This is a genomic window from Enterobacter sp. Crenshaw, from assembly GCF_024734705.1.
Taxonomy (GTDB): Bacteria; Pseudomonadota; Gammaproteobacteria; order Enterobacterales; family Enterobacteriaceae; genus Enterobacter; species Enterobacter asburiae_B.
Genome location: NZ_CP102932.1, coordinates 1,127,921 through 1,149,643, shown reverse-complemented (window position 1 = coordinate 1,149,643; position 21,723 = coordinate 1,127,921). Strand labels below are relative to the sequence as shown.

Annotated in this window: 19 protein-coding genes; 10 read left to right on the top strand and 9 right to left on the bottom strand. The window is 59.0% G+C overall.

The genetic code is table 11. The annotated features are described in order from the left end of the window. Window positions 1-25: 25 nt before the first annotated feature. The 3 genes from NWV12_RS05355 to NWV12_RS05345 all read left to right on the top strand — a co-directional run bounded on the left by NWV12_RS05355 (window position 26) and on the right by NWV12_RS05345 (window position 1,445). Window positions 26-313 carry an Imm63 family immunity protein gene (locus NWV12_RS05355; protein WP_053085577.1) on the top strand — a complete coding sequence of 96 codons (288 nt, stop codon included), beginning with the start codon at window positions 26-28 and terminating at the stop codon, window positions 311-313. 111 nt (window positions 314-424) lie between these two features. Continuing rightward, the gene (locus NWV12_RS05350) at window positions 425-1,018 is read left to right on the top strand and encodes a hypothetical protein (protein WP_048978890.1); all 594 of its coding nucleotides are present in this window, start codon (window positions 425-427) and stop codon (window positions 1,016-1,018) included. A 1-nt stretch (window position 1,019) separates the two neighbouring features. After that, a complete protein-coding gene (locus NWV12_RS05345; protein WP_048978891.1) occupies window positions 1,020-1,445 on the top strand; it encodes a VOC family protein in 426 nt (141 codons plus the stop codon). A 16-nt stretch (window positions 1,446-1,461) separates the two neighbouring features. Here NWV12_RS05345 and NWV12_RS05340 read toward each other — a convergent pair whose 3' ends face one another. The 3 genes from NWV12_RS05340 to NWV12_RS05330 are packed head-to-tail and all read right to left on the bottom strand — an operon-like array spanning window position 1,462 to window position 4,512. Beyond that, a complete protein-coding gene (locus NWV12_RS05340; RefSeq protein WP_048978892.1) occupies window positions 1,462-2,325 on the bottom strand; it encodes an HlyD family secretion protein in 864 nt (287 codons plus the stop codon). Next, entirely contained in the window at window positions 2,322-2,537 is a 216-nt protein-coding gene (locus NWV12_RS05335; protein ID WP_048976666.1) for a DUF1656 domain-containing protein, read from the bottom strand. Before NWV12_RS05335 ends, NWV12_RS05340 begins: the two co-directional genes overlap by 4 nt. Further along, a complete protein-coding gene (locus tag NWV12_RS05330; protein ID WP_048978893.1) occupies window positions 2,530-4,512 on the bottom strand; it encodes an FUSC family protein in 1,983 nt (660 codons plus the stop codon). The genes NWV12_RS05335 and NWV12_RS05330 overlap by 8 nt, the downstream gene beginning before the upstream one ends. 76 nt (window positions 4,513-4,588) lie before the next feature. Between NWV12_RS05330 and NWV12_RS05325 the strand changes: the two genes are divergently transcribed. Then, the gene (locus NWV12_RS05325) at window positions 4,589-5,383 is read left to right on the top strand and encodes a helix-turn-helix domain-containing protein (protein ID WP_048978894.1); all 795 of its coding nucleotides are present in this window, start codon (window positions 4,589-4,591) and stop codon (window positions 5,381-5,383) included. Here NWV12_RS05325 and NWV12_RS05320 read toward each other — a convergent pair. After that, window positions 5,380-6,270 (bottom strand): oxidoreductase, encoded by an 891-nt coding sequence (locus NWV12_RS05320; protein WP_048978895.1) that lies wholly within the window; start codon window positions 6,268-6,270, stop codon window positions 5,380-5,382. The two genes, NWV12_RS05325 and NWV12_RS05320, sit on opposite strands and share 4 nt — an antisense overlap. Window positions 6,271-6,375: 105 nt before the next feature. Between NWV12_RS05320 and NWV12_RS05315 the strand changes: the two genes are divergently transcribed. Next, window positions 6,376-7,497, top strand: coding sequence for a YbdK family carboxylate-amine ligase (locus NWV12_RS05315; protein WP_101744450.1), 1,122 nt, complete (start codon window positions 6,376-6,378; stop codon window positions 7,495-7,497). Here NWV12_RS05315 and NWV12_RS05310 read toward each other — a convergent pair. The 3 genes from NWV12_RS05310 to NWV12_RS05300 all read right to left on the bottom strand — a co-directional run bounded on the left by NWV12_RS05310 (window position 7,427) and on the right by NWV12_RS05300 (window position 14,472). Continuing rightward, on the bottom strand, window positions 7,427-10,582 hold the full coding sequence (locus tag NWV12_RS05310) for an efflux RND transporter permease subunit (protein ID WP_048978897.1): 3,156 nt from the start codon (window positions 10,580-10,582) through the stop codon (window positions 7,427-7,429). The two genes, NWV12_RS05315 and NWV12_RS05310, sit on opposite strands and share 71 nt — an antisense overlap. A 9-nt stretch (window positions 10,583-10,591) precedes the next feature. After that, the gene (locus NWV12_RS05305; protein ID WP_048978898.1) at window positions 10,592-11,656 is read right to left on the bottom strand and encodes an efflux RND transporter periplasmic adaptor subunit; all 1,065 of its coding nucleotides are present in this window, start codon (window positions 11,654-11,656) and stop codon (window positions 10,592-10,594) included. Window positions 11,657-11,763: 107 nt separating this feature from the next. Then, window positions 11,764-14,472, bottom strand: coding sequence for a cation-transporting P-type ATPase (locus NWV12_RS05300; protein WP_048978899.1), 2,709 nt, complete (start codon window positions 14,470-14,472; stop codon window positions 11,764-11,766). Window positions 14,473-14,949: 477 nt separating this feature from the next. Between NWV12_RS05300 and NWV12_RS05295 the strand changes: the two genes are divergently transcribed. Next, window positions 14,950-15,198 (top strand): DUF1158 domain-containing protein, encoded by a 249-nt coding sequence (locus NWV12_RS05295; RefSeq protein ID WP_013097677.1) that lies wholly within the window; start codon window positions 14,950-14,952, stop codon window positions 15,196-15,198. A gap of 82 nt (window positions 15,199-15,280) precedes the next feature. On the opposite strand, the gene NWV12_RS05290 is transcribed toward NWV12_RS05295, so the two are convergent. Then, complete coding sequence (locus NWV12_RS05290) at window positions 15,281-15,622, bottom strand: RamA family antibiotic efflux transcriptional regulator (protein ID WP_010428317.1); 342 nt, start codon at window positions 15,620-15,622, stop codon at window positions 15,281-15,283. A gap of 32 nt (window positions 15,623-15,654) precedes the next feature. After that, window positions 15,655-16,758 carry an MBL fold metallo-hydrolase gene (locus NWV12_RS05285; protein ID WP_048978900.1) on the bottom strand — a complete coding sequence of 368 codons (1,104 nt, stop codon included), beginning with the start codon at window positions 16,756-16,758 and terminating at the stop codon, window positions 15,655-15,657. Window positions 16,759-16,948: 190 nt separating this feature from the next. Between NWV12_RS05285 and NWV12_RS05280 the strand changes: the two genes are divergently transcribed. The 4 genes from NWV12_RS05280 (at window position 16,949) to NWV12_RS05265 (ending at window position 21,685) form a co-directional block, all read left to right on the top strand. Beyond that, window positions 16,949-17,539, top strand: coding sequence for a TetR/AcrR family transcriptional regulator (locus tag NWV12_RS05280; protein ID WP_039264021.1), 591 nt, complete (start codon window positions 16,949-16,951; stop codon window positions 17,537-17,539). Next, the gene (locus tag NWV12_RS05275; RefSeq protein ID WP_045889435.1) at window positions 17,529-17,897 is read left to right on the top strand and encodes an MmcQ/YjbR family DNA-binding protein; all 369 of its coding nucleotides are present in this window, start codon (window positions 17,529-17,531) and stop codon (window positions 17,895-17,897) included. The genes NWV12_RS05280 and NWV12_RS05275 overlap by 11 nt, the downstream gene beginning before the upstream one ends. 120 nt (window positions 17,898-18,017) lie before the next feature. Further along, window positions 18,018-18,671 carry an oxygen-insensitive NAD(P)H nitroreductase gene (gene nfsB / locus NWV12_RS05270; protein WP_039264018.1) on the top strand — a complete coding sequence of 218 codons (654 nt, stop codon included), beginning with the start codon at window positions 18,018-18,020 and terminating at the stop codon, window positions 18,669-18,671. Between the two features lie 404 nt (window positions 18,672-19,075). After that, window positions 19,076-21,685, top strand: a complete 2,610-nt coding sequence (locus NWV12_RS05265) for a filamentous hemagglutinin N-terminal domain-containing protein (RefSeq protein ID WP_101744449.1) — start codon at window positions 19,076-19,078, stop codon at window positions 21,683-21,685. Window positions 21,686-21,723: the final 38 nt, after the last annotated feature.

Below are 21,723 nucleotides of genomic sequence, written 5' to 3'. Positions count from 1 at the left end.
GGAGCATTACCCGTCACCAGACGACATGCGAAAACGCTTCCCCAGCCTGGACAGGATCGTCAGTGAAAGAGGCCTTGAAATACAGCGGAAAGTAACGCTCAGTGACGATGAAATTCTGTATTGGTTTGTGGAAAGTGCCGTGGCGGGGATGGCCTCAACCTATGCAGCAAGCCATTCATCTGAACGAGAATTTAGAGAGGTTTATTTCAGAAGGCAATATAGTTTAATGCTCTCTATCAAACCTGAATGGGCAACAAGAAAGCGCAAAGAAATCACTGAGCTCCTCCATTCGCAAAGAAGCGAACGTGGTTAACCCAACCGGCTCGTTACATTTACTTCCCTGTTGCCCTCTCTTTTCCTGGTAATTGCCTGCAACACACCATCTGTTACTCTGGCAGGACGCAAGGGATGACAAGGAAGAGAGATGCTTAACCCAGGATTCGTTACCCGCAAAGCGCTTGCTCAGTGGAAGGATGTTCCCGCTTTTCTCCCCCAGTTCCAGTTTCATGAAAAACACCTGACGGTCATTCACACTAGCCGCCCTGAAAATATTCTGCCAATGATTGCCAGCTTTGACATCCGGCAAGATGCCGTGATTCGGCGGTTAATGTCATTGCGTCAAATACCGCAAAAATTTCTGCGCAACCAGAAGCCACAGTCGATCGGCAACTTTGGTTTGCACAGTTTTACCCTTTTGAAGAACTCTGCATCTGAGCTCTGCTATGGCTTAAGAGGGCAATACTGGCGTACCGATTTCGGTCTGGAAAACGTGCCGGATGCCAGTGCTTTTCAGACCCCAGCCGAGCCGGGCAGCGCGAAACTGTTGCTGCGCTACAAGGTAACGGAGCTGGCGCCCGGCAAACATGAGCTCTCTACGGAAACATTCATCTATTGTCCGGACAGACGCACTCGACTAAAAATGTCGGCTTACTGGCTGATAATACGTGCGGGAAGCGGCTGGATCCGTAAAAGGACGCTGAAGGCTGTTAAATCGAATATTGAAGGACGGGAGTCATAAGATGCTGGCTTATATCACAATAGGTACAAACAACTTTCAGCGCTCCGTGAATTTTTATGACGCAGTTTTTAACGTTCTGGGCTATTCACGTCTGCCGGCATGGACTGAAAGCTGGGCAATGTGGGGAGATGAAAATAATCCCGGCGAGGGGTTCAGCTTCTGTCTTTGTCCTCCTTTTGACCAGCAGCCCGCGACGGCGGGAAACGGGACAATGTTCGCATTCAGTGCAGATAACGCGGATCTTGTCAGACGGTTCCATGCAGCTGGCCTCCTTGCGGGAGGAACGGATGAAGGCGAGCCTGGTACGCGAAGCGCGTACGGCCCCGACTTTTATGTTGCCTATCTGCGCGATCCTGACGGGCATAAGCTCGCATGCGTTTATCAGCATTACTCTTCTGAAGCCAACAAGTTTGTAGACAAGGAATAGTCGCTTCAATCCTTATCTACCGCCCCACTGCCACGCTCGCCGACAGCCCCGCCACCAGCTCAACCCCCTGCGGTAACCTGTCGATATGAATGCGCACCGGCACGCGCTGCGCCAGGCGCACCCAGCTAAAGGTGGGCTCGACGTCGGGCAGGCCCAGCCCGCCCGCCTCATCGTTGCTGTCCCCGATCCCATGCCCGATGCTCTCCACATGGCCCGTGATGACCGGCTCGTAACCCATCAGCACCACCTGCGCGGCATCCCCGACGCGAATATGGCGTAGCTTGGTCTCCTCAAAGTACCCCACCACCCAGAAGCTATGGGCATCAACGATGGCGACCTTCGTCTCCCCCGCCGTCGCGTAGTCTCCGGGGCGAAGCCGCAGGTGCGTGACGTACCCCGAGACCGGCGCGCGCACGGTGGCGTGCGCCAGATTCAGCTCTGCCAGATCCAGCGCGGCCAGCGCGCCGTGATAATTGGCCGCCGCGACGTTTGCCGCGCTGCCGGTTTGCTGTAAATCCTCGCTCGAGATGGCGTTTTTAATCAGCGTGCGTCGGTGGGCCGCGTCCTGGCGCATCAGCATCTCATGGCGTTTCGACTCGACGTCCGCCTGCGCGCTGACCACCGCCAGCTTAAGCCAGCGCGGATCGATGGTGTAAAGCACATCGCCCCGGTTCACCCACTGATTGTCCCGCACGGCCACGCTTATGACCGGCCCGGATACGTCCGGCGCAATCTGCACCACGTCCGCCCGCACGCGGCCGTCGCGGGTCCACGGCGTTTGCGCGTAGTGTTTCCACATCATAAAGGCCAGAAGCGAGGCCGCCGCGGCCGCGCTTAAGGTCAGCGCATAGCGAGCCAGTAAAGAGAGCAGTGATTTCATGACAATAACCCCAACGCGATCAGACCCTGCATCAGCAGGAAAAAGGTGACGATCCAGGTTGAAACATCCATCAGCGGGCGAAACGGCAAGCGCCGGTAGAGCCTGCTGAGCGAGAAAAGCGCGACGAGGCCCAGCGTGCAGACCAGCGCCGCGAGGGCGACCATCAGCAGCCCCGGAATAAAAACGCCGCCGATATTGAGATCGTTAACCATTGTCTGGCCCCCGTAATGCACAGTGCAGATCCACCAGCCTGAAGACCAACTGGCGCGCGTGTTCATCTGCCGCAGGCAGATGGCGCGCGATAAGGGCAGCGATGCGTTCGCGCAAGGCGTGACGGTCCGCGGCGTTTAACCGATGAAAAAGCGCGTCAACCTCCCTGCCGGGCGGTGCGTCACTGCGGCGTAAATGCATGACCGCCAGCCCCAGACGCAGCGCGTGTAACAGTCGATCCAGCGCCTGCTCCGGCGCGCGCTCGCTGCGCGGCAGGCGCGGCAGCAACAGGGCGGTTCGGTCCATCATCAGGTTGATCCAGTGCGTTTCATTAACCCGCAGCGTGCCCTTCACGCTGCGGCGAATGTCGCGCCGGCAGAGGTTCAGCAGACGCGCGATGGCGCCGTCCGCCTGCACGGTTTGCAGCAGGCTCATGCTGACGACGGCAAAGCCGGTCGCGGCAAAGAGCGCAATGGCGGTGTTGGCCGCAACGGCGAAGTCTCCGCTGTAGTGCGCCCCCAGCTCGCACAGAATGGGCAGCGTCAGGGTGATGCCCATCGCCATAAACGTGGTGGGCGGGCGCGCCTGAAGCGACCCGGCCAGCAGATACGCCGGGGCAAGCACCGCCACCAGCACCGGGAAATCGCTTACCTGCGGCAGCAGCGCAAAGCTGTAGAACAGGCTAATGACCACGCCCCAGAATGAGCCAATGATGTATTTCAAGATATGCGGCGCCGGGGTGTCGAAGCTGCCAAACAGCGTGCAGCAGACGCCGAGTATCGAAACCGCCGTACCGCCATCCGGCCACGCCGAGAAGATCCAGACCAGACAGCCGCTCAGGATGATGCCGAAAGCCCCCAGCGCCGTGCGGGCGGCAGTAAGAGGATCGCGATGGAAAACGTAGCCTTTCGCCGCGCGGGTTTGCACCTCCCCTAACACGGGTTTGGCACGGTGGATGGCCCCGGAAAGACGTTCGCACTGCTGCAGAAGCGCGATCGCCTCCGAGAGGTAGCGGATAAAACTGACCTGCAGCGCGTCGTCAAACGTCTGCGCCTGCGCGGCATACCGATCCATGAGAAGCGCACAGCGGAGCCGCAGCGACTCTGCCGTACTGCCGGCATCAGTGCCTTCAGCGGCAAGCCAGGCCTGAACGTCGCCCATCAACGCCTGCACGTCGGCGGGCAGGGTTCCGCTCGCTGGCAGGCGATCGTGTAGTTCACAGTTGACGATAACCAGCCGCGCCAGCCGGTCGTGGATCGCTTTTCTGGCCTGCCGCACCGGGGCTGAAAGAGCAAAATCGTACGGAATATGATGGCTGATGCCCTGCAGGAACTGCAGCGCCAGGGCCAGATGCAGGGGGCCGGAAGCCGCGTCGGGTTTGCCCGCTAAGGTGTCAGCCACCCGCCCGCGCGCGGCCTGTAGCGTCTGGGATAATTTAGCGTTGAACTGGCCCGATACGCGCGCGGGCAGCACGTAGCGGTGGATCAGCGCCGCGCAGAAAATCCCAATCGCGATCTCCTGCACGCGGACAATGGCGACGTTAAAGATACCGCCGGGATCGGACACCGCAGGAAAACCAATCAGGCTCGCGGTGTAGCCCGCCAGCACAAACGCGTAAGCCCGGGGCGTGCGTTCCAGCAGGGAGAGCCACAGGCAGAAAGCGATCCAGCCCGTCAGCACCGCGCTGCACAGGACTGGCGTATTTGCGAAGGCAGGCACAATCAGAACGGTCGCGCTGGCACCTACCGCGGTGCCGGCCAGCCGGTAGAGGCTTCTGCTCAGCGATGCGCCGACTGACGTCTGCGACACGATGTAAACCGTAATAATGGCCCACGAGGGGCGCTCGAGGCCGATCGACAGCGCAAGGTAATAAGCCAGCATCGCCGCGGCAAAACTCTTCGCAGAGTAGATCAGCGCGCCCGCATCGCTTCGCAGCGCGGCGGGGAGACGCACGGGATGTGAGAAGATTTTATTCATGCCGGGATTATTACCGGCTTGCAGACCCGCTTAAATACTCTATTCTGTCAAAAAATACCTAAATGTTGCCAGAATCATGAAGCCTCAACCTGCTACTACGCTGTATGATCCTGACTCTACCGCCTCTCCTGCCGTGGCGCGTCATCTGGACTTTGTGGATTACGCTGCGGAAGTGCCGGTGCATACCCACCGCAAGGGCCAGCTGATTATTGCCCGATACGGTGCGGTCAGCTGTTACGCGGAGAATGACATCTGGATCGTGCCGCCGGACTGCGCCGTCTGGATCCCCGGCGGGATCCCGCACAGCGCCAAAGCGACCTGGAACGCGCATCTTAATTATCTGTTTATTGAGCCCGACGCGGCGGCGCTGCCGGAAAGATGCTGCACGCTGGCGATCTCGCCGCTGATTAAGGAGCTGGTAGATCGTCTGACGCGCGAAGGCGTGGATTATCCCCCCGACGGCCACGTCGCCAGATTGACCCGGGTCACGCTTGACGAACTCGCCAGCATGCCGCAGCAGAAGCTAAGCCTGCCGGTCTCAACCGATCCGAAAATTCGCGCCATGGCGGACGCGCTGGTCAGCCGCCCTGAGGACAGAAGCACCCTGAAGGACTGGGCGAAACGGCTCGCCCTCAGCGAGCGCTCGTTTGCCCGCCTGATGCAGCGTGAAACCGGGCTGAGCTTCGGGCGCTGGCGCCAGCAGCTGCATTTGATTATTGCCCTGCGGGAGCTGGCCAGCGGCGCGCCCGTCCAGAACGTGGCGGCAACGCTCGGGTATGAATCGGTGAATGCGTTTATCACCATGTTCCGAAAAGCGATGGGCAGTACGCCCGCCCACTACTTTGCCGAACGGAAAAACAGCGGCCGTTAGCCCGGCCCCTCGCTCCCCGCCGCCAGCAGCGGCACCACCACGTCGCTGATGGGCACCGCAATACCGTGTTTGCGGCCGCAGCGCTGGATAACCCCGTTGCGGATATCCCACTCCATCGGGCGATCGGCCTGACGGTCGGCCAGGATCGAGGTTCCCAGGTCCTCAGGCGCACGCTGGAAGTTCGCCAGGATCTCCTGGGCCACGCCATCGTCCAGCTTCGCCCCTTCGGCGCGGGCAACGGCAAGCCCCTCGCGCAGGTAGGCCAGCGCAAGATCGCTGATATCCTCGCGCCTGAACATCCCGGCGCGGCGGTTGGAAAGCACCATCAGCCCGGCGACCGCGTTTTGCAGCAGCTTGCGCCAGGCGACGGTGGCGAAATCTGCCGAGATCTCAACCGCGCAGCGCGTATCGCGAAGCGCCTCCACCACCCGCTGCGCCTGCGGCACGTCCGGCAGCGTCAGGCGTGGTTTGGCGCGCAGCCACACGGAGGCATCCGGCTCGCGCTGGGCCGGGAACCAGACCACCGACGGCAGTACCGTCGCGCCGTTGACCCACGGCTCCAGCTGGGCTTTTTGCTCCACGCCGTTTTGCAGCGCGCAGACCACGGTGTTTTCATCGCACAGGGCCCTCAGCCATCCGGCGCTGTCGGCATTTTGCGTCGTTTTTACCGCCACGAAAACGAGATGGACGGGGCGCGTGATGACGGCCGGATCGGTCAATACCGGACCGGGCACCACGGTTTCACCCTCGTCGTGGCGCAGGCGCAATTCCGGGTGCGCGGTGCGCCCGCACAATAGCGGCGTACGGCCCGCGTCATGCAGCACCGCGGCAATGGTGGTCCCAATTGCACCCGGTCCAATCAGCGCAATGGTTGGATAGTCAGACATGAATCACTCCCCTTTTGCTAAGCCTGCTATCAGTTATACCACCCTGAGACGAGCGCGCCACACCCGTTGTCTATACTCAACACACAACAGACAACGGAGTGCGCCATGCCTTTACCCGATTTTAAGTCCTCTGAACCTTTCACCCTCGGCATCGAACTCGAACTGCAGGTGGTTAACCCGCCGGGCTACGATCTGAGCCAGGACTCCTCCGCGCTTATCGCCGCCGTCAAAGACGACATCAAAGGCGGCGAGGTCAAACACGACATCACCGAAAGCATGCTCGAAATCGCCACCGGCGTGTGCCAGAACATCGACCAGGCGGCGGCGCAGTTCTCGGTGATGCAGCAGAGCATCCTGCGCGCGGCGGCGGAGCAGCATATCCAGATCTGCGGCGGCGGGACGCACCCGTTCCAGAAGTGGCAGCGGCAGGAGGTATGCGACGACGAGCGCTATAACGTTACGCTGGAGCGCTTTGGCTACCTGATTTTGCAGGCGACGGTGTTCGGCCAGCACGTGCACGTCGGCTGCAGGACCGGGGACGACGCGATTTACCTGCTGCACGGCCTGTCGCGCTTCGTGCCGCACTTTATCGCCCTGGCGGCCGCCTCGCCGTATATGCAGGGCACGGACACGAAGTTCTCCTCGTCGCGTCTCAACATCTTCTCGGGGTTCCCGGATAACGGCCAGATGCCGTGGGTCAACAGCTGGCAGGAGTTCGAGGGACTGTTCCGACGCCTGAGTTCGACCAGCATGATCGACAGCATTAAGGATCTGCACTGGGACATCCGCCCCAGCCCGCACTTCGGCACCGTTGAGGTGCGGGTGATGGATACGCCGCTGACGCTCGGCCACGCGATTAACATCGCCGGGCTTATTCAGGCGACGTCGCACTGGCTGCTGACCGCGCGGCCCTATAAGCATCAGGAAAAAGATTTTCTGCTGTACCGCTTTAACCGCTTTCAGGCCTGTCGCTACGGGCTGGAGGGAATATTGACGGACGTGCACACCGGCGAGCACAAAACCGTGGCGGAAGACATTGCCTGGCTTCTCGAGCAGGTTGCGCCGTCGGCCGAGAAGCTCGGCGCGACGAGCGCAATCAATGAAATTGCCCTGCTGTTAAAGCAGGGCAAGAGCGAGGCGCAGCGCATGCGGGACTTTATCGCCGACGGCGGCTCGCTGATTTCTCTGGTTCAGAAGCACTGCGAGCTGTGGGCGACGAGTCCGTAAGTCCGTGACTCCACTCGCGCAGGCGCTGGAACAGCACGAACAGCGCGGGGATAAACACAATCCCCACCACGGTCGCTACCAGCATGCCGCTGAACACCGTGGTGCCGATGATGCGGCGGCTCTGGGCACCCGCCCCGGTCGCCAGCATCATCGGCAATACGCCGATAATGAACGACACGGCGGTCATCATCACCGCGCGGAAGCGGCGCGATGCCCCTTCCCGCGCGGCATCGACAATCGCCATTCCGTCCATGCGCCGCGCGCGGGCGAACTCCACGATAAGAATTGCGTTCTTGGCGGCGAGGGCTATCAATAGCACCAGACCTATCTGCACGTACACGTCGTTGGCATAGCCCGCCAGCCACAGCCAGACCAGCGCCCCGCCGATGGCGAACAGCACCGAGAGCATCACGCTCGCCGGGAGCGTCCAGCTCTCGTACTGGGCAACGAGGAACAGCCACGCCATCACCACCGCCGCCAGCACGATCCACATCGCCTGGTTACCGGTCTGCTGCTCCTGATAAGACATACCGCTCCAGGCGTAGTCGTACCCTGCTGGCAGATTCTGCGCCAGAAGCTCGCCCATCGCCGCCATCGCGGTGCTGCTGCTCACCCCAGCCGCCGCCGAGCCGCTCACCGACACGGACGGGAACTGGTTGTACTGCTGCAGGAACGGCGCGCCGACGGTCGGCGTGATGGTGACGAGGTTGCTCAGGCGCACCCGCTCGCCGCTGTTGCTGCGCACGAACAGCTCGCTGATTTGCCCGGCGCGCTCGCGCCACTGCATCTCGTTCTGCATCACCACGTGGTAGACGCGGTTGTTGACGCTGAAATCCCCGGCGCGCGTGCCGCCAAAGGCGGTTTGCAGGCTGCTGAAGATGCGCGACACCGGCACGTCGAGGCGCGCGGCGCGCTCGCGGTCAACGGTCAGCGTCAGCTGCGGCACGTTGCTGCTCCAGGTGGTGAACACGCGGCTCAGCTGCGGGTGCTGGTTAGCTTTCGCCAGCACCTCGCGGGTCACGCGCTCCAGCTCCGCCGGGCTCTGCCCCGCCTGCGCCTGGATGCGCAGGTCGAAGCCGGAGGCGTTGCCCAGCCCCGGCAGCGTCGGCGGGGCGAAGGTCATGATGGTCGCTTCCGGCAGGGCCAGCAGCTGGCGCTGCAGGGTACCCATCACCTCGTCCAGCGGCGGGCGCTCGCTCCAGTCCTTGAGCATGATGGAGATAAACCCGCCGTTGGAGGCGCTGGTGCCGTTGAGAATGTTAAATCCGGAGACCTGAATCACGTCCTCCACCGCCGGATTTTTTGCGATGAGTTCGCGTGCCGTGGTCATCACCGCTTCGGTGCGCTCCAGCGAGGCCGCCTCCGGCAGCTGGACGCTGGCAAAGAAGTAGCCCTGATCCTCCTGCGGCAGGAAGCCTTTAGGCATCGACGTAAAGCTGAACGCCACCACGGCCGCCGCGCCTGCGGTGGCCAGCAGCGCCAGCCACGGGCGAAGGTTGAAGACAGTCACGATGCGGGTGTAGACGCCACGCGTGGCCTCCAGCCCCCGGTTGAACCCACGGAAAATCGCTGCGGGCTGCGCCGGGCGCGGGCGCAGCAGCATCGCGCACAGGGCGGGCGTCAGGGTCAGCGCCACGAGGCTTGAGAGCGTGACGGCCGTCGAGAGCGTCACCGCAAACTGGCGGTACAGCTCGCCGACAATCCCCGGCAGGAGCGCTACCGGCACAAACACCGCCAGCAGCACCAGCGTCGTGGCGATGACCGGCCCGGCGATCTGGCGCAGCGCCAGCGCGGTCGCCGCCGTGCGGCTCTGCCCTTCCGCCATCAGCGTTTCGACGCTCTCCACCACCACGATGGCGTCATCCACCACCATGGTCAGCGCCAGAATAATGGCGAACAGGCTGAGCGTGTTGGCGGAGTAGCCGAGCGCGTAGAGCACCGCGAAGGTGCCCACCAGCGATACCGGAATGGCGAGCGCGACAATCAGCGTCGCACGCCAGCTTTGCAGGAACAGGGACACCACGACCACCACCGCCAGCATCGTCAGCGCCAGCGAGACGCCGATCTCTTTAATGGTGGCGGCAACAAAGGAGGTGGTGTCGAATTTCACCTCGTAGACCAGGTCGTCCGGGAAGCGCGTCGAGAGGCGATCCAGCTCCGCGCGCACCGCGTCGGCCACGCGCAGGGCGTTGGCGGACGGCGTCGGGTAGATGCCGAGGTAGGCGGAATCGTGCCCGTTCAGCTGCGCGCCGGAGCTGTAGCTGCGCGAGCCGAGCTCGATGGTGGCGACGTCCTTCAGGCGCACCAGCTGGCCCATCTCGCCCGCGCGGATGATGATGTCGGCAAAGTCTTCGGCCTGGCTTAAGCGCCCCAGGCCGTTGATGGTCAGGGTCTGCTGCTGGCCGTTAAACACCGGCGGCGTGCCGACCTGGCCTGCCGCCCCCTGCACGTTCTGCTCGCGCAGCGCCTGCGCCACGTCGTCGGTGGTGACGTTCAGGGCGTTCATGCGGTCCGGACGCAGCCAGATGCGCATGCTGTAGTCGCGCGCGCCAAACATCTGCACCTGCCCGACGCCCGGCAGGCGTGACAGCGCCTCGCGCGCCTGGGTGCTGGCGTAGTTACTCACAAACAGCGGCGTGTGGGTGTTGTCCGGTGAGTAAAGACTTACCCCCATCATCAGGTTGGTGGCGCGCTTGCGCACCTGCACGCCGTTTTGCTGCGCTTCGGTCGGGAGCTGCGCCACGGCCTGCGAGACGCGGTTTTGCACGTCGATGGCGGCGAGATCCGGATCGGTGCCCGCCGCGAAGGTGATGTTCAGACTGTACGAGCCTTCGTCCGAGCTGGTGGACTCCATGTAGAGCATATGATCCACGCCGTTCAGCTGCGTCTCCAGCGGCGTGGCGATAGCCTCCGCCACGTCAGCCGAGCTGGCGCCCGGCCAGCTGGCAGACACATTCACCACCGGCGGCGCGATCTGCGGGTACTGCTCCACCGGGATAATCCTCAGCGCAATGGCCCCCAGCAGGGTGATGACCAGCGCAATCACCATCGCGAAGCGCGGGCGTTTGATGAAAAACGTCAGCATGATGGCTCCTTAATTCAGTATCTGGACGGCCGCGCCGGGCTGCACGCGCTGCGCGCCGTCAGTAATCGCTCGCTCACCGGACTTCACGCCGGATGAAATCCGGAACTGCTGGCCGATCTGTCCGGCGACCTTCAGCGGGCGCATTTCGGCTTTGCCGTCGGCGTTAACCACCCAGGCAAAGAACCCGTCGCCGTTCTGCTGGACCGCCGCGGCGGGCAGGGTCAGAACCGGCTGCTCGCTGGCCGGGCGCAGCGTCACGTTCACGCTGCCGCCGGGCAGCAGCTGATGGCGCGGGTTGGCAAACTCGGCGCGCAGCATCACGCTGGCGGTGCGCGGATCGATGCGGTTGTCCACGGACGTCAGCTCGCCGCTGACGCGCTGGCCGTTGCTGTCTATGAACGCCTGCCAGGCCTGCTTCATGGCGCTGATATCCGCATGCTGTCCGGCTTTGGTGGCAAACGCGCCCTCTTCCAGCGCAAAGGCGATGCGGATGGGATCGAGCTGCACCACCTCCACCAGCACGCCGCTGGCAGGGTTGACCAGGCTGCCGACGTGGAACTGGCTGTGCCCCACGCGACCGTCGATCGGCGAGGTAATGCGGGTGTAGTTCAGGGTGACATTACGGGTTTCGAGCCGGGCTTTGGCCTGCTCCAGCGCGGCGCTGGCGACGTCCCTTTGCATGCGGGCGTTGTCCACGTCGTGACGGCTGATGGCGTTGCTGCTGCCCAGGCTTTCAAAGCGGGACAGCTGCTGCTGCGCCTGGCGCAGCGTGGCTTCAGCGCTTCTCACCTCAGCCTGCGCCAGACGCAGGGCGGCGCGCGGCTCGGCGTCGTCCAGCTCGAACAGCAGGTCGCCTTTTTTCACGTACTGCCCGTCGCGGAAGTGGATTTTGGCGATCGCGCCTTCGGTACGCGCGCGCAGCTCAACGGTGTGGACGGCTTCGATGCGGCCCGGGATCTGGCGCTCGGCGGCGTGGGCGGTCTGCTCCACGGTGGCGACGCGGACGGGGATGGCGGCAGCGAATACGGGTTGCAGGGTGCAGGCGAGGAGCGCGAACAGGAGTGGGAGTTTCATTAAGAGGTACCTCAGATGTGTTCCCCTCACCCCGGCCCTCTCCCACAGGGAGAGGGAGGTCAGAGTCCCCTCTCCCCGTGGGAGAGGGTTAGGGTGAGGGCAAAAGGTTATGCAGCCTTACGGAACCTGCGGGTCAGTCGCTTCTCAATTTCGACGACGAAGAACATCACGCCCGCTACCGCCAGGGTCACAAACCAGTAGCGCAGCGGCAGGGCTTCGGTGCCGAACAGCATCTGCATCAACGGCAGGTAGATAATCGCCGCCTGGAGCAGGAACAGCACGCCCGTCACCAGCCAGATCCCTTTGTTCGCCAGCAGGCCGCGGTTCAGGGAGAACCCTTCGGTGTTGCGGCAGTTAATCATGTACACCCACTGGGCGCAGACCAGCATCTGCAGCAGCACGGTGCGGATGAACTCCGCGCTGTGGCCGCGCGGGGCCAGCCAGGCTTCCAGCGCAAAGGCGGCGATGGCAATCATGGTGCCGACGAAGGCCACGCGCCAGACGGCGTAGGCATCCATCACGTGCTGCCCGGTCTGACGCGGCGGACGACGCATGATGTTGCGCTCGGCGGCTTCGAAGGCCAGGCCGAAGGAGAGCGTGGCGGAAGTGGCCATGTTCATCCACAGGATCAGCACCGGCGTCAGCGGAATGATGTTCCCCGCCAGCAGCGCAATCACAATCAGCAGCCCCTGCGCGAGGTTGGTCGGCATGATGAACAGAATCGTCTTCTTCAGGTTGTCGTAAACGCGACGCCCCTCTTTCACCGCGCTGGCGATGGTGGCGAAGTTGTCGTCCGTCAGGACCATGTCCGCCGCCTCTTTGGTCACTTCCGTGCCCTTGATGCCCATCGCGATGCCGACGTCAGCCTGACGCAGCGCCGGGGCGTCGTTCACGCCGTCGCCGGTCATGCCGACGATTTCACCCTTGTCCTGCAGCGCTTTCACCAGGCGCAGCTTATGCTCCGGGCTGGTACGGGCGAAGATGTCATACTTCACCGCCGCTTCCGCCAGCGTGGCGTCGTCCATCTTCTCCAGCTCGTAGCCGGTGACCGCCTGCTCGCTGTTGGCGATCCCCAGCATCTGGCCAATGCTCATCGCCGTCTGCGGGTGATCCCCGGTGATCATCTTCACGCGGATCCCCGCCTGCTGGCAGGCGTTAATCGCATCAATGGCTTCCGGACGCGGCGGATCCATCATCCCGGCGATGCCGAGGAAGATCAGGCCATGGCTCAGGTCATCATGCGTCAGTTCCTGCTCGCCGTTCGCCGGCTTGAACGCCGCGGCCACCATGCGCAGCCCCTGACGCGCATAGCGCTCCATCTCGCTTTCCCAGTACGCGCGGTTGAAGGCTTCCGCACCGTTGCGGGTCTGCTGCTGCGCGCACAGGGCGAAAATGACGTCCGGCGCGCCGGTGATCAGGATCTGCTCCTCACCGCCAATCTGGTAGTGGGTGCTCATGTACTTGTACTGCGAGTCGAACGGGATTTTGTTAACCAGCGTGGTCATGACCGGCTCAAGGCTGGCCTTCGCCGCCAGCACCTTCAGCGCGCCCTCGGTCGGCCCACCGGTGATGCCCCACAGGCCGCGCTCGTCCTGAATCAGCTGGCTGTCGTTACACAGGTCGATGGTGCGCAGGTAGTGCTCCAGCACGGTGCCCGGCTGGATGTGGACCGGCTCATCGCTGCCTTCCAGGTAGATGTTGCCCACCGGCTCGTAGCTGTTGCCGTCCACGCGGTAGCAGGCGTCAGCGGTGATAATGGCTTTAACCGTCATCTCGTTCATGGTCAGGGTGCCGGTTTTATCCGAACAGACCACGGTCATCGCGCCGAGCGTTTCCACCGTCGGCAGCTTGCGGATAATCGCCCGCTTGCGCGCCATCGCCTGCACGCCCAGCGAGAGGATGATGGAGATAATCGCCGGCAGACCTTCCGGCACGGAGGCCACCGCCAGGCTAATCAGGGAGAGCAGCAGCTCGCCCATCGGGATCTCGCGGAACACCAGGCTGAAGACAAACAGCGCGGCCATCATCGCCAGAATAATCGCGAAGATCGCTTTACCCAGCTTGTCCATCTGCACCAGCAGCGGCGTGCGGTGCTTTTCGATACCCGCCATCATCTGGTTGATGTGGCCAAGCTCCGTATCCTTACCGGTCGCGGTGACCACGCCGACGCCGCCGCCCGCGCTTACGGTCGTTCCGGAGAAGACCATATTGGTGCGATCGCCCAGCGGCAATTCACCGCTCAGCGGATTAACGTGTTTATCCACCACGGTGGATTCACCGGTCAGAATCGCCTCTTCCACGCGTAAATTATGCGCTTCGATTAAACGCATATCCGCCGGAATACGATCTCCCGCGCGTAATACAATAATATCGCCCGGGACTATTTCAGTTGTGGGTAGAGTTTCGTGATTGCCGTTACGAATAACGCGCGCCTCGCTGGAGAGCATATTGCGAATACTCTTCAGGGATTTTTCCGCGTTGCTTTCCTGAATATGGCCAATTAAGGCATTGATTACCGCCACGCCCAGAATAACCAGCGTATCAACCCAGTGGCCCATTATTGCCGTTAATACGGCAGCGGCCAGCAGGACATAAATCAGCACATCATTAAAATGGGCCAAAAAACGCAGCCAGGCGGGTTTGCCTTTTTTCTCCGGCAGCGCGTTCGGACCTGATTTTTGCAGACGCGCCTGCGCCTCTGCACGATCCAGACCGCAGGCCTGGCTCTGCGTGTGGGTAAGCACCTGCTCTACGGTCTGCTGGTATGCCAGCCCGCCGGAAGGCGGCATGTTTGGGGACAATTTTTTTTCGGTCATCGTATTTTTCCTTCAATATCCGGTGAACAGAAGCCTGAATTCCTTTCTGGCTAAATAAATTCATTTTAAAGTCTTGCGGGTAAAATTGATCTACCGCAATATAATGACTTCTCGGTTATTCAAAACTGATTAAAACTATTTCGATGGCCTGATTTTTACAAAATATTTCTAAACCAACATTAAACGAGGGGGAACCATGTGGGGTATTTATCGCGGACGCCGACTGGTGTTATACGTTATCGCGGCCATTGTTATTGCCACGTTAATTGGTTATAGCACCTATACATTTGTAAAATTATTTTCCTGATAAAGACGTTTATTTACATAACGCGATATTAATATAAATGCCGGGCCATATTTTGTTATTTATTCGAAAAATAATATCTTCGTTTTGTTCAATAACGTCTTAGTCGCTGATATTGCTTTACGTTACAGGATGCCGGACAATGACATTTTTAACTGACGATTAACATTACGATGAAACACCCGTTAGAATCGCTGCTTACGGCAGGCGGCATTTTATTGCTGGCCCTGCTCTCCTGCCTGCTGTTGCCCGCGCCGTCGCTGGGTCTGGTGCTGGCGCAGAAGCTGGTTCAGACCTTTCACATGGTCGATCTAAACCAGCTTTACACCATTCTGTTCTGCGTGTGGTTTTTACTGCTGGGTGCCATCGAATTCTTCGTGCTGCGTTTCGTCTGGCGCCGCTGGTTTTCACTGGCGTCGTAAGCCAATAAAAAAGCCGGGTGGCGACTTCGCCTTACCCGGCCTGTGATGGCAATTTTTGTGACCCGCCAGGGCGGAAAACAGCTCAGTGCGTCTGACTGTGGTTCTCCTTGCGGTACGCACCAGGCGGCTGGTTGAACGTCCGGGTGAAGATACGGGTAAACGTCTGCTGCGAGTCAAACCCGTAACGCAGGCAGATGTCGTAGACCCGAGCGTCGGACTCACGCAGATCGCGCGCCGCCAGCAGCAGCTTGCGCTCACGGATATAACGCCCCAGGCTCTCCCCTTTGTACTGCATAAACAACCGCTGCAGGTGCCACTTCGAGTAGCCCGCGTGGCGGGCAATCTCTTCTATACGTAATGGCTGGTGCAGATTGTCGTCGATCCATTCGACGATAGTGTCGATGACTTGAGCGGAAATGGTCATGCTGCTGTCCCCCTCTGCTTCTCGCTTAAACATTATTCCCACCACGCGCGAAAGGTTTGCGCGGCGTCATTCACCCGGACGGGCTCGCCCAGCGCCGGTGTCAGTAGCCGATAGTTTTTATCCTTGCTGGCTTTAGCCAGCTGGATCAGCGGATCGTTCCACGTATGTTTCGCCAGCACGAAGCGTCCGTTATGCCCGGGTACCACGGCTTTCGCGTTCAGATCCACCGAGGCCTGCGCCGTTTCCTCCGGCAGCATGTGGATGTACTTCCAGTCCTGGTCGTACTGGCCGTTTTCCATGATGGCAACATCCACGCCATCAAACTGCTCGCCGATGGCCTTAAAGTGCGGGCCGTAGCCGGAGTCCCCGCTGTAATAAACCTTCCGCTCTGGCGTGACGAACATAAAGCTGCCCCACAGGGTTCGATCGCGCTTGATGCCGCGCCCGGAGAAGTGACGCGCCGGCAGAACATGCACCGTCAGTTCATCGCTGATGCGTACCGACTGGTTCCAGTCGCGTTCGTCAATAATCTCAGGCTTCATCCCCCAGTAGCGCAGATGGGATCCCACGCCCAGCGGCGTCACCACGCGCTTCACCTTCGGCAGTAGCGCCCTGATGGTGGCGTAATCCAGATGATCGTAGTGATCGTGCGAGATAATCAGCAGGTCGATTTCCGGCATGCTTTCAGCGCGCCACGGATACTCCCCGGCAAAGGCTTTATTCAGGAACGAGAACGGCGCGGCGTAGTTGCCGAGCACCGGGTCAATCAGGATGCGTTTGCCCGCGAGCTGCAGGTACCACGAGGAGTGGCCGAGCCACACCAGGGTGTCCTGCTCCAGCGGCAGGCTCGCAAGATCGGTTTTCACCAGCGGCAGCGGCTGGGCCGGGCGCGCGTTTTCGGTTTTTTTGGTCAGAAAATCCCACGTCGCGACCAGCATGTTTTTGTCGCCGTTATAGCCCGGCGTCGGCAGCGTATTGTGGAATTTCCCGTCGCGATACTGGGGAGAGGCCTCCACTTCAGTGAGCTGCTCACCCTGCGGCGGCTGGCCGAATCCGGCATTCAGAACAAACGGTAAACTCGCAGCTGAAGCAATAATCATGATTAACACCACGCAGATGAAGAGAGGTTTTTTCATATCCAGACCCGAAAACGCGCCCCATCCGATAGTTTGCGCGGGGTAAACTTGATTATGAGTGAGTAAGCACTCATTATAGATATGATGATAAAGTCGTCAAGACGTTTTCGATCTTTGACATTCCGCGTTGCAGCGTGTCAAAGCACGTGTTTCAATCAGGGTTTTTATAATTGACAGGGGGAAAAATTTAGTGGCACGTCCGAAGAGTGAAGATAAAAAACAGGCCTTACTGGAAGCCGCAACGGTGGCGTTTGCACAGTCAGGTATTGCCGCCTCAACGTCGTTAATCGCCCGTAACGCGGGCGTCGCCGAAGGGACCCTGTTTCGCTACTTTCCCACTAAAGACGATCTGCTGAATGCCCTCTATCTGCACCTGAAGCAGGATCTCTGCCAGGCCATGCTGGCAAACCTCGATCGCACCATCACGCTGCCCAAAGAACATACCCGCAATATCTGGAACAGCTACGTGGACTGGGGTATTCGTAACCCCGTTTCTCATGCGGCTATCCGCCAGATTGGCGTCAGTGAAAAGCTGAGCGCCGAAACGGAACAGGCGGTGAAAGAGATGTTCCCGGAACTCCATGAACTGTGCCGCCGCTCGGTGCGTCAGGTGTTTATGTCAGATGAATTTAAAACCTTTGGCGATGCGCTTTTCTTATCGCTGGCCGAATCCACGATGGAATTTGCCACTCGCGACCCTTCCCGCGCCGTTGATTTTAAAGCGCTCGGTTTTGAAGTGATGTGGCGCGGGCTGGCCCAGGAAGAGAGCGATGGACAGTAAATCCTTGCAGGAGCACGCAATGCGCGTGGCCCTTGAGTTGCCCTTCACCGAACACTGCTGGCCGTTTGGGCCGGAGTTTGACGTGTTTAAAGTGGGCGGAAAGATTTTCATGATCGCCGCGGTCGCGCACGGGCGACCGCACGTCAGCCTGAAGTCAGACCCGGAGAAATCGCTGTTAAATCAGCAGATCTATCGCGGGATAGAGCCGGGCTACCATCTGAGTAAGAAGCACTGGATCTCCCTTTACGGCACCGACGACGTGACGCCGGAACTGGTTACCGACCTCATTCATGATTCCTGGAATCTGGTGGTGGATAAGCTGCCGAAAAAAGACCAGAAGTGGATCCGTCCGGTCTGATTGTTCGTCTGAGACGAACAGATTAAGCGCTCGAATTGCACTTATCTTTTTCCGCATCCCGCTGTAATCTGCTTTCCTTTCGCGCCCGCGAGCGGGCGAATTTCATCACCAGGAGTTGTTATGGATATCATTTCTGTCGCCCTGAAACGCCACTCGACCAAGGCGTTCGACCCAAGCAAAAAACTGACCGCGGAAGAAGCGGAAAAAATCAAAACCCTGCTGCAGTACAGCCCGTCCAGCACCAACTCCCAGCCGTGGCACTTCATTGTGGCCAGCACCGAGGAAGGAAAAGCGCGCGTGGCAAAATCCGCCGCGGGCACCTATGTGTTCAACGAACGCAAAATGCTGGATGCTTCTCACGTGGTGGTGTTCTGCGCGAAAACCGCGCTGGATGACGCATGGCTGGAGCGCGTCGTGGATCAGGAAGAGGCCGATGGCCGTTTCAACACGCCGGAAGCCAAAGCAGCAAACCACAAGGGCCGCACCTACTTCGCCGACATGCACCGCGTGGACCTGAAAGATGACGACCAGTGGATGGCGAAGCAGGTTTACCTGAACGTCGGTAACTTCCTGCTGGGCGTAGGCGCGATGGGCCTGGACGCGGTACCGATTGAAGGTTTCGACGCCGCTATTCTCGACGAAGAGTTTGGCCTGAAAGAAAAAGGCTTTACCAGCCTGGTGGTAGTACCGGTTGGGCACCACAGCGTGGAAGATTTCAACGCCACGCTGCCGAAGTCTCGCCTGCCGCTGAGCACGATTGTCACTGAGTGCTGATCTCCTCTGGCACGCTGGGATCCGGCGTGCCTGTTTTCAATACCGCGTACTCCCGTTGTGTATAGATGCATCCGTTAGCAGGCAAATTATTTGTAACAGCACAGAAATACTTAAATCGGAAATTTCGCATACAATTTTATAATTAATAATTACGTTCTTTTATGTGATATCAACCAGTTATAGCCGCTCAGCACTCCAATCAATAACCCTCAAAAATATATCCATTTATTTTTTGTCACGCTCACGTTAATTATTCCATTCTGGTGCAGCATTAATTAATGCGCATTTTGTATGAATTGTTACATGTCTATTTTTGTAATCGAGGTTGTGCATGTTTTTATGTGCGTCCATTTCGCATAAAGAGAAATGGGAATACTTTTTCAAGGAATTACAAGGATAGATATATGAAAAATAAAAGTGCAGTGAGCACACAGGCTAATTCAAAGGTATTGCACGCCAAACTGGCGCCGACCTGCTTTGCGACCATGCTTGCGCTGGGCATGATTATGCCAGCTCAGGCTGCCATCGTGGCAGGTAATACCGATAAACCGGCCATTCATACGGATGCAAGTGGCGCTACCATTGTTGATATCAACAAGGCGAGCGCAGGTGGAGTTTCCCATAACATTTATTCCGAATTTAACGTCGACAGCAACGGCGTGATCCTGAATAACAGCGGCACAGCAACCAACACCCAATTAGCAGGCCAGATCAATGGCAACGCTAATATGGCCGGCGGCAGCGCTAAAGTGATCCTGAACGAAGTGCGTTCATCCGATCCGAGCCAGCTGAACGGCATGGTCGAAGTGGCAGGCCAGTCCGCGCAGGTGATTATCGCCAACCCATCAGGCATCACCTGTGACGGTTGCGGCTTTATCAATACCAACCACGCTACGCTGACCACCGGTACTGCCACCTACGACAACAAGGGTGATGTTAGCGGTCTGGATGTGAGCAAAGGTCAGGTGACCATCACCGGTAAAGGGATGGATACTCGTTCTACGCAGTACACCGACATTATTGCCCGTTCAGTGAAGGTCAATGCGAAACTTCAGGCTAACGAACTGAATATCGTCACGGGTAACAACCACATTGATAAATATGGCCGTGTGCAGAAGAAGTATGACAGCAGCAATGCCCCTGACGTAGCGCTGGATGTGTCTGCGCTGGGCTCCATGTACGCGAATAAAATCTATATGGAAGGCACTGACGCCGGCGTTGGCGTGCATATCGATCGTGCTGACCTGACGGCATCCGACACGCTGTCAATCAACGTTGATGGTGTGGTCGAAAACAACGGTGGACATATCAGCGGTAAAAATTCAGCTACCGTGATGGGAAGTGATGTCCTGAACCATAACGGTCAGATTACCTCTGAAGGTATGGTGTCCGTAGCCGCAGACAACACGCTGGACAACACTAACGGCGTCATTAAAGCTGCGATGGTGAATGTTTCCGGCAAAAATACCGTTAACAGCCATGGTTCCATTCAGGGCAGCCAGAATACCTTTATTACCGCTGACTCGCTGGACAACCGCGACGGTGAAATTCTCAGCAATGGCGATTTGACGATCGAACGCGCCTCATGGAATTACAACGCGCAGGGCGTGAATAATACCCATGGCCGCATTGTTGCTAAGGGTGCCCTCAACGTTGACGCTGCCAGCCTGAACAACTCCGCTGGCCGCGTAGAAACCAACGGTGCGATGAGCGTCAATGTCGACACGCTGACGAACGACAACGGTCTCATTTCCGCCGGGAACGGCTGGAACATGATTAGCGCCTCCATGCTGAATAACGATAACGGTGTGATTCAGTCTCTGGGATCTGACAGCCAGCTTCAGGTGAGCGGCAACAACATGCTCTCTAACCGCAATGGATCAATCCACAGCGACGGCTCTGTTTCAATCAATGGCGCGCTGGATAATATGTCCGGCACCATCGCAGCCGAAAAAGACCTCTTTATGTACGGCACGTCCTACTATTCTGACCTTGCCAGTAAGATGGAAGCAGGCGGCAATATCGACATGACCGTGACCGGTACGTTCCAGAACGCCGGAACCCTTAAAGCGGGTCAGGATATGATGTTAACCATCGGTTCTAATGGCTGGAATAACTATGGCGGCCCGGTGCAGAACAGCGGTTCCATCGCGGCTGGCGGTCGCCTGGCGCTGCAGATGAACAGCAGTCAGTTCGACAACAGCGGCGACATTACCGCTAATCAGATGGATCTTCAGCTGGCAGACCTGTCCAACAGCGGCTCGATCGTCAGCAAGAATGATATCAACCTGAACACCACTAGCCTGGAAAACCGGGGTAACGGTACGCTCGTCGCAGACCATAACATCAACATTACCGCCTCTTATCTGATGACCGATGCAGGCAGCCAGATCAACGCGGGTTCTGATGCCATGCTGTTTGTCATGAACAATCTGGACAACAGCGGTGACATCCGCGCGGCGCATGACATTAATCTCGACGTAATGGGCAGCTACGGCTGGTCTCAAAGCACCGCGTATAACTACGGCACGATTGTGGCGGGTAATACCCTGAACGCACAGATGGACCGCGTAACCCTCATCAACGGCGGTACGCTGTCTGCTGATAACGGTATTACCCTGGTCAGCAACTACCTGACCAACAGCGGTAACATCACCAGTGCAAGCGGTATTACGCTGAACACGGCAAACGGCATTAACAACGAAGCCAGCGGTAAAATTACCGGCGATCGCGTGTACACCATGGGTTACGTCAATAACATGGGTGTGATTAACGAGACCGGTACAGCAAATCAAGATAACGGTAGTAACACTGCTGATAACAATAATACCAACCCAGATTCAGATACCACGGCGAATAATAGTGGAAATACCACCGTTAAGCCAAACGGTACACCTGAAGGTAATGGCGTTTGGGAAAACGGCGTTGTCTATTATCCGGGCGATCTGTATTACGGGTATCCCATTCAGGATATCGTTTATTACCCAGGCGGCTACTCCATTTATACCGCGTAATCGTTTGACATAAACCAAAGCCCCATTCCTGGAATGGG

Bases quoted from the DNA above. Each gene is read 5' to 3' on its own strand.
- NWV12_RS05355 (WP_053085577.1), top strand. From the start codon at position 26: ATGCGAAAACGCTTCCCCAGCCTGGACAGGATCGTCAGTGAAAGAGGC.
- NWV12_RS05350 (WP_048978890.1), top strand. From the start codon at position 425: ATGCTTAACCCAGGATTCGTTACCCGCAAAGCGCTTGCTCAGTGGAAG.
- NWV12_RS05345 (WP_048978891.1), top strand. From the start codon at position 1,020: ATGCTGGCTTATATCACAATAGGTACAAACAACTTTCAGCGCTCCGTG.
- NWV12_RS05340 (WP_048978892.1), bottom strand. From the start codon at position 2,325: ATGAAATCACTGCTCTCTTTACTGGCTCGCTATGCGCTGACCTTAAGC.
- NWV12_RS05335 (WP_048976666.1), bottom strand. From the start codon at position 2,537: ATGGTTAACGATCTCAATATCGGCGGCGTTTTTATTCCGGGGCTGCTG.
- NWV12_RS05330 (WP_048978893.1), bottom strand. From the start codon at position 4,512: ATGAATAAAATCTTCTCACATCCCGTGCGTCTCCCCGCCGCGCTGCGA.
- NWV12_RS05325 (WP_048978894.1), top strand. From the start codon at position 4,589: ATGAAGCCTCAACCTGCTACTACGCTGTATGATCCTGACTCTACCGCC.
- NWV12_RS05320 (WP_048978895.1), bottom strand. From the start codon at position 6,270: ATGTCTGACTATCCAACCATTGCGCTGATTGGACCGGGTGCAATTGGG.
- NWV12_RS05315 (WP_101744450.1), top strand. From the start codon at position 6,376: ATGCCTTTACCCGATTTTAAGTCCTCTGAACCTTTCACCCTCGGCATC.
- NWV12_RS05310 (WP_048978897.1), bottom strand. From the start codon at position 10,582: ATGCTGACGTTTTTCATCAAACGCCCGCGCTTCGCGATGGTGATTGCG.
- NWV12_RS05305 (WP_048978898.1), bottom strand. From the start codon at position 11,656: ATGAAACTCCCACTCCTGTTCGCGCTCCTCGCCTGCACCCTGCAACCC.
- NWV12_RS05300 (WP_048978899.1), bottom strand. From the start codon at position 14,472: ATGACCGAAAAAAAATTGTCCCCAAACATGCCGCCTTCCGGCGGGCTG.
- NWV12_RS05295 (WP_013097677.1), top strand. From the start codon at position 14,950: ATGAAACACCCGTTAGAATCGCTGCTTACGGCAGGCGGCATTTTATTG.
- NWV12_RS05290 (WP_010428317.1), bottom strand. From the start codon at position 15,622: ATGACCATTTCCGCTCAAGTCATCGACACTATCGTCGAATGGATCGAC.
- NWV12_RS05285 (WP_048978900.1), bottom strand. From the start codon at position 16,758: ATGAAAAAACCTCTCTTCATCTGCGTGGTGTTAATCATGATTATTGCT.
- NWV12_RS05275 (WP_045889435.1), top strand. From the start codon at position 17,529: ATGGACAGTAAATCCTTGCAGGAGCACGCAATGCGCGTGGCCCTTGAG.
- nfsB (WP_039264018.1), top strand. From the start codon at position 18,018: ATGGATATCATTTCTGTCGCCCTGAAACGCCACTCGACCAAGGCGTTC.
- NWV12_RS05265 (WP_101744449.1), top strand. From the start codon at position 19,076: ATGAAAAATAAAAGTGCAGTGAGCACACAGGCTAATTCAAAGGTATTG.